Origin of the sequence: Streptomyces katrae (assembly GCF_000966975.1) — a bacterium.
In the GTDB taxonomy this organism is placed as follows: domain Bacteria; phylum Actinomycetota; class Actinomycetes; order Streptomycetales; family Streptomycetaceae; genus Streptomyces; species Streptomyces katrae.
Map to the genome: position 1 here is coordinate 1 of NZ_JZWV01000029.1, position 4,565 is coordinate 4,565.

A 4,565-nucleotide genomic window follows, 5' to 3' on the forward strand; every position below is an offset into this window, starting at 1 on the left:
GTGGCGCCCAGCCCGAACACCACGGCCGCGCAACGCCCGCTGGAGCACTTCGCCTTCACCGGGTCGGCCGAGTAGGCCCAGCCCAGCACCAGGAACGCGGCCGTCCAGGCCACCACCGAGGGCCCGGCGAGCCCGCCGAGGAGCAGGGCGGCGCAGGCCAGGAGCACGGTGCCCCGTGCGGCGGTGCGCTCGGGGAGGTCCCCGCGGGCGATCGGCCGCCGCGAGCCGTTGACCCGGTCCTCGTGGACGTCGGTGACCCCGTTGAGCAGGTACGCGCAGACCACCGCGCACCACAGGGAGGCCATGCCGAGCACGGGCCGCCCCAGGGACTGCGGCAGCTGCCCCACCGACACCACACCCACCGCGAACCGCAGGAGGAACGCGACCTGGACGATCGGCCGGGCCTCCTCCCAGCACAGGCGGAAGGTTTCCGCGAGGGAGTGCCAACGGACGTCCAGGACCCGCACCGGCCTGGCGACGATCACTTGCCCACTGAGATTGATCACGGGCGCCACCCTAGGAAGTGGATCACTGCCGCAGCCATACAACCATGGGCGTACACGGGTGTACTCCCGGAGCGGCCCAATCCGCTTGAAAACAGCGGAGGTTGAGGTTCCACGGGGTGCGCACGGCACCGCGTCAGACGGCGGTGCGGTCCAGGGTGTCGGTGTCGTCCATGAAGGCCAGCATGCGGGCGTTGACCACGTCCGGGTGGTCGATCTGGGGGCCGTGGCCCGTGGCCGTGACGATCTCGGCGCGGGCTCCGGGGACCAGCCGGGGCACCCGGACCAGCTGGCGCTTCGGGTGCACGAGCAGGCTGTGCTTGCCCATGATGACGTAGAGCGGGGTGCGGATGGAGCGCAGCTCGTCCTCGGAGAGCGGCAGGGGTGCGGGGCGGCGGATCCGGTAGGCGCGGGCGCCCAGTTGGACCCACTTGCGCATCTCGGGGCTGGCCAGGACCGGCGAAGCTGGCGAAGAGGCTGACGAACACCCAGGCGAAGAAGCGCAGTCCGACCTTCTCCAGGCCGCCGGGGTCGAGGGCGGTCACCGAGGCGAGCCGTCCGGGGCGCCGGTGGGCCTGGTTGAGGACGAGCCACCCGCCGTAGGAGGAGCCGACCAGGTGGACCCGGTCGAGGCCGAGGGCGCCGAGGGCCTCGTCCATCCACTGGGCGGCCCGCTCGGGCTGCCACATCGGCTCGCGGTGGATGCTGCGGTTGGCGTCGCCGGGGGTGTCGAGGGCGTAGACGGGCCGGTCGAGGCTGAGCCCGGGGGTGTTGGGGTGCCACATGGCCGAGGAGTAGCCGGCGCCGTGGATCAGGACGATCGGCGTGCGCGACCCGGCCGCCGGATCGGCGGGCCCGTACCGGTAGACGTGCGTGGTGCCGAAGCTGGTCTCTACGTCCGCCTCGGAGCGGATGGGGGCGCCCATCGCGTAGAGCACGTCGGCCGCGGCGAAGTAGCGGTCGCGGAGCTCGTCGTTGACGTAGCGGCCGACGTCACGGCGTACGCGGGTCCTGTTCTCGGGCACGGCGGCACCTCCGTTGCAGAGTCCGTTCTTCGTGGTACGACCGTACCATGTTGGTGGTACAGCGGTACCATGAAGTTGACGGCCAGGACGGTGGAGGTACCAGGGCATGCCCAAGCGCGTGGACCACGAGGAACGGCGCGGCCAGATCGCCGAGGCACTGGTGCGGGTCGCCGGGCGGCGCGGGCTGCACGCCGTCGGCATGCGGGACGTGGCCGCCGAGGCCGGGGTGTCGCTGCGGCTGGTGCAGTACTACTTCGAGACCAAGGAGAAGCTGCTCCTCTACGGGCTCCAGCACCTCACCGACCGGTTCACCGCCCGCGTCGGCGCCCGCCTCGCCGCCGCGGGCCCGGCACCGGGCCCGCGGGCCACCGCGGAGGCCCTGGTCCTGGCCTCGCTGCCCACCGACGAGGAGAGCCGGACCTTCCACCTCCTCTACTCCTCCTACGCGATCCTCTCCGTGACCGACGAGGCGCTGGCCGCCCAGCCGTTCATCGACAACCCGGACGCCGCCGAGGACGCGCTGGCCGGGCTGATCGCGGGGGCGCAGGAGGCGGGCCTGGCCGACCCCGGCGCGGACGCGCGGACGGAGGCCGTCAGCCTGCTGGCCATGGCGGCGACCCTGGGCACCAGCATCCTGGTGGGCCAGCGCGGGCCCGAGTCGGCCACCGCCGTGCTCCGCCACCACCTGGACCGGATCTTCACCGCCCCGGAGGGCACCGGCACGCGGGAGGTCTAGCGGGAGGCCTTCGGGGCGCCGTCGCGGGGGCGGCGGAGCGTGTAGATCACGGTGGAGATACCGGCCGCCAGGGCCAGGATGCGGGGCATCGGCTGCACGTCGTGGGGCAGCGCGCCGATGGCGATGACCACGGCGAGGGTGAGGGCGACGACCAGGGCGACGGTGATCACGGGACGGGACTGCATGGCGGTTCTCCTACGGAGTCAGGGGTCGGAGGTCGGAGGTCGGGAAGGGCTTGCGGACGGGGGGCGCCCCGTGCGCCGGGGGAAGGCGCACGGGGCGGGGGCGGGTCAGGTGGCCCGGGCCGGGGTGGCCTGGGCCGGGGCGGCCTGGGCCGGGGCGGCCTGGGCACGGGGGGCGGCCGGAATCGCGACGCCGGCCTGGCGGGCCAGGAGCAGGTAGCTGCGCAGTTCGTCGAGCGTGCCCAGGCCCAGCCGGTTGTGGAGCATGTGGACGTGGGAGAAGACGATCCGCGCCGTGTACGCGCCCGCCGCGCCGAGCGGCCCGTCGACCGCCTCCGACAGCGCCGTCCGCCACGAGGCCAGCGGGCCCGGGGAGGAGGTGGCGCGCGCGACCAGGTCGTGGCCGTCGGCGGTGAGCCGGTCGGCCGCGATGACGCACTCCGCCTCCAGCGCCGTCAGCACCTCCTGCGGATAGCCCGCCTTCAGCGCCCAGTCGCTCCAGGAGCCCGCCCCGAAGGCGGCGAAGAGCCCGGCGTCCAGTACGGAGGCCGCCACGGCGGTGGCCCGCAGGGCGAGCGCCGTCCGCGCCCGGTCGGAGGGCCGGGTGCGCAGGAAGGCCAGGCACAGCGCGCTCGAACTGCCGAAGAGGTCCTCGGAGACGCCGATCAGGGCGGGCCCGCCGTAGCGCCCGTACTCGGGGGAGTAGGGGCTCTCGTACACCCCCGGCGCCAGCAGCTCCCGCTCCTCGACGGGGACCCCGCCCTCGCCCGCCGTGGCCAGCTGCCGTGACTGCACGGCGAACCGCGCCGGGTCCACGGGCGTCTCGCCGGGCAGCAGGACGTTCGCGGCCGCGAGCGTCTCCCGCAGTACGCCGCCCAGCGCGGCGGCGTCCGGTGCCGCGAGGTCGCGTGCGCGCAGGCGGACGTGCGGGCCGCCCTGCCAGTAGCGCATGAAGAACCAGCTGCCGGGCGGGAGTGCGGCCATGGCGGGCCCGACCACGTCGGTGACCACGCGGTCGCTCAGGGAACGGTCGGAGGCCGCCAGGTGCAGGTGCCAGGAGGTCCAGGTGCGCGCCGGGGTGTTCGGGGTTTCGTTCATGTCACAACCTCAGGTCCAAGGGGAGTCCGTTGAAGCGCGGGGTGCCGCTGATGACGGACAGCAGGACGGTCTCGTCGGGCGCGAGCCCCAGGGGCCGCTGGACGGCGAGCCCGTCGAAGGCGCGCGCCGGGCGGGCGTAGAGCCCGTGGGCGGCGGCGTTCAGGCACAGGCCCTGGGTGATCCAGCCGGCCACGTACTGCGCCAGGGTCCAGGCGCCCGGCCCGAGTTCGGCCACGAGCTCGCGTTGGCGGACCGAGCAGAACCAGACCGCGGAGGCGTGGCGGACGTCGCAGCCGTTGCCCGGCGCCAGGTTGTAGCCGTAGTCCCGCTCCAGGGCGGCCAGGGCGCCGGGGCCCGGGCGGTGCGGCAGCAGCCGGCCGCCGGTGAGGCGGTGGACGCCGTCCTCGAAGCCGTCGGTGGCCTGGACGGCCACGGTGACGTCGACGTGCTCCGCGACCCGGCGCAGCAGGTCGCCGGGCGGCGGTACGGCGGCCCAGGCGGCGGCGCCGGTGAGGGACCCCTCCGGCACTTGGCGCAGGCGGCCCGCCATGCCGGTGAGGCCGCGCGGCATGCGGCCGGAGCCGCGCTCCCACAGGACCTCGGCCCAGGAGAGCTCGCGGGCGGCCGCGTCGTCCGGGACCGCCCGGGTGAGGGGGGCCGGGGCGGCTTCGCCGAGGGTGGACTGGGTGCGGTTGACCGCCAGGATCTGGTCCAGGGAGGGGTCGGCGGGGGCCGCCGCGCGGAGCCGCTCCCCGCCCCGCCCCTCCCTCGTTTCCGGGGGCTGCGCCCCCGACCCCGTTCCGGGGGTGGCCCCGGGCAGGTCCACCGTCAGGGGCCAGGTCCATTCGCCCTCTGCCAGGCCCAGTTCCGACAGGGCCTCGCCCGAGGCCGGGAGGGTCAGGTGGCCGGTCACGCCGAAGAGTTCCAGGCCCACCGCCAGCGCACGCAGCGAGATGCCCATCTCCAGTTCGGTGAGGGTGCCGCGCAGCGGGCCGTAGAAGGCCGGGAGACGGGTGTAGCG

At 74.8% G+C, this 4,565-nt stretch carries 5 protein-coding genes and 1 pseudogene; 1 reads left to right on the top strand and 5 read right to left on the bottom strand.

The features are described from left to right. On the bottom strand, positions 1-506 hold a 506-nt coding region (locus VR44_RS02095), incomplete at its 3' end, for a UbiA family prenyltransferase (RefSeq protein ID WP_169790969.1). Beyond that, positions 503-1,729 carry an alpha/beta fold hydrolase gene (locus VR44_RS02100; protein WP_425424480.1) on the bottom strand — a complete coding sequence of 409 codons (1,227 nt, stop codon included), beginning with the start codon at positions 1,727-1,729 and terminating at the stop codon, positions 503-505. The genes VR44_RS02095 and VR44_RS02100, both read right to left, overlap by 4 nt. Here VR44_RS02100 and VR44_RS02105 point away from each other — a divergent pair. Next, entirely contained in the window at positions 1,635-2,264 is a 630-nt protein-coding gene (locus VR44_RS02105) for a TetR/AcrR family transcriptional regulator (RefSeq protein WP_045945604.1), read from the top strand. The genes VR44_RS02100 and VR44_RS02105 overlap by 95 nt on opposite strands. On the opposite strand, the gene VR44_RS02110 is transcribed toward VR44_RS02105, so the two are convergent. From VR44_RS02110 to VR44_RS02120, 3 genes and pseudogenes are all read right to left on the bottom strand, one after another. Continuing rightward, positions 2,261-2,449 carry a hypothetical protein gene (locus VR44_RS02110; protein ID WP_045945605.1) on the bottom strand — a complete coding sequence of 63 codons (189 nt, stop codon included), beginning with the start codon at positions 2,447-2,449 and terminating at the stop codon, positions 2,261-2,263. The two genes, VR44_RS02105 and VR44_RS02110, sit on opposite strands and share 4 nt — an antisense overlap. A 105-nt stretch (positions 2,450-2,554) precedes the next feature. Then, complete coding sequence (locus VR44_RS02115; RefSeq protein WP_052713426.1) at positions 2,555-3,544, bottom strand: thiopeptide-type bacteriocin biosynthesis protein; 990 nt, start codon at positions 3,542-3,544, stop codon at positions 2,555-2,557. Between the two features lies 1 nt (position 3,545). Further along, positions 3,546-4,565: pseudogene (locus VR44_RS02120) on the bottom strand (hypothetical protein); the annotation flags it as partial.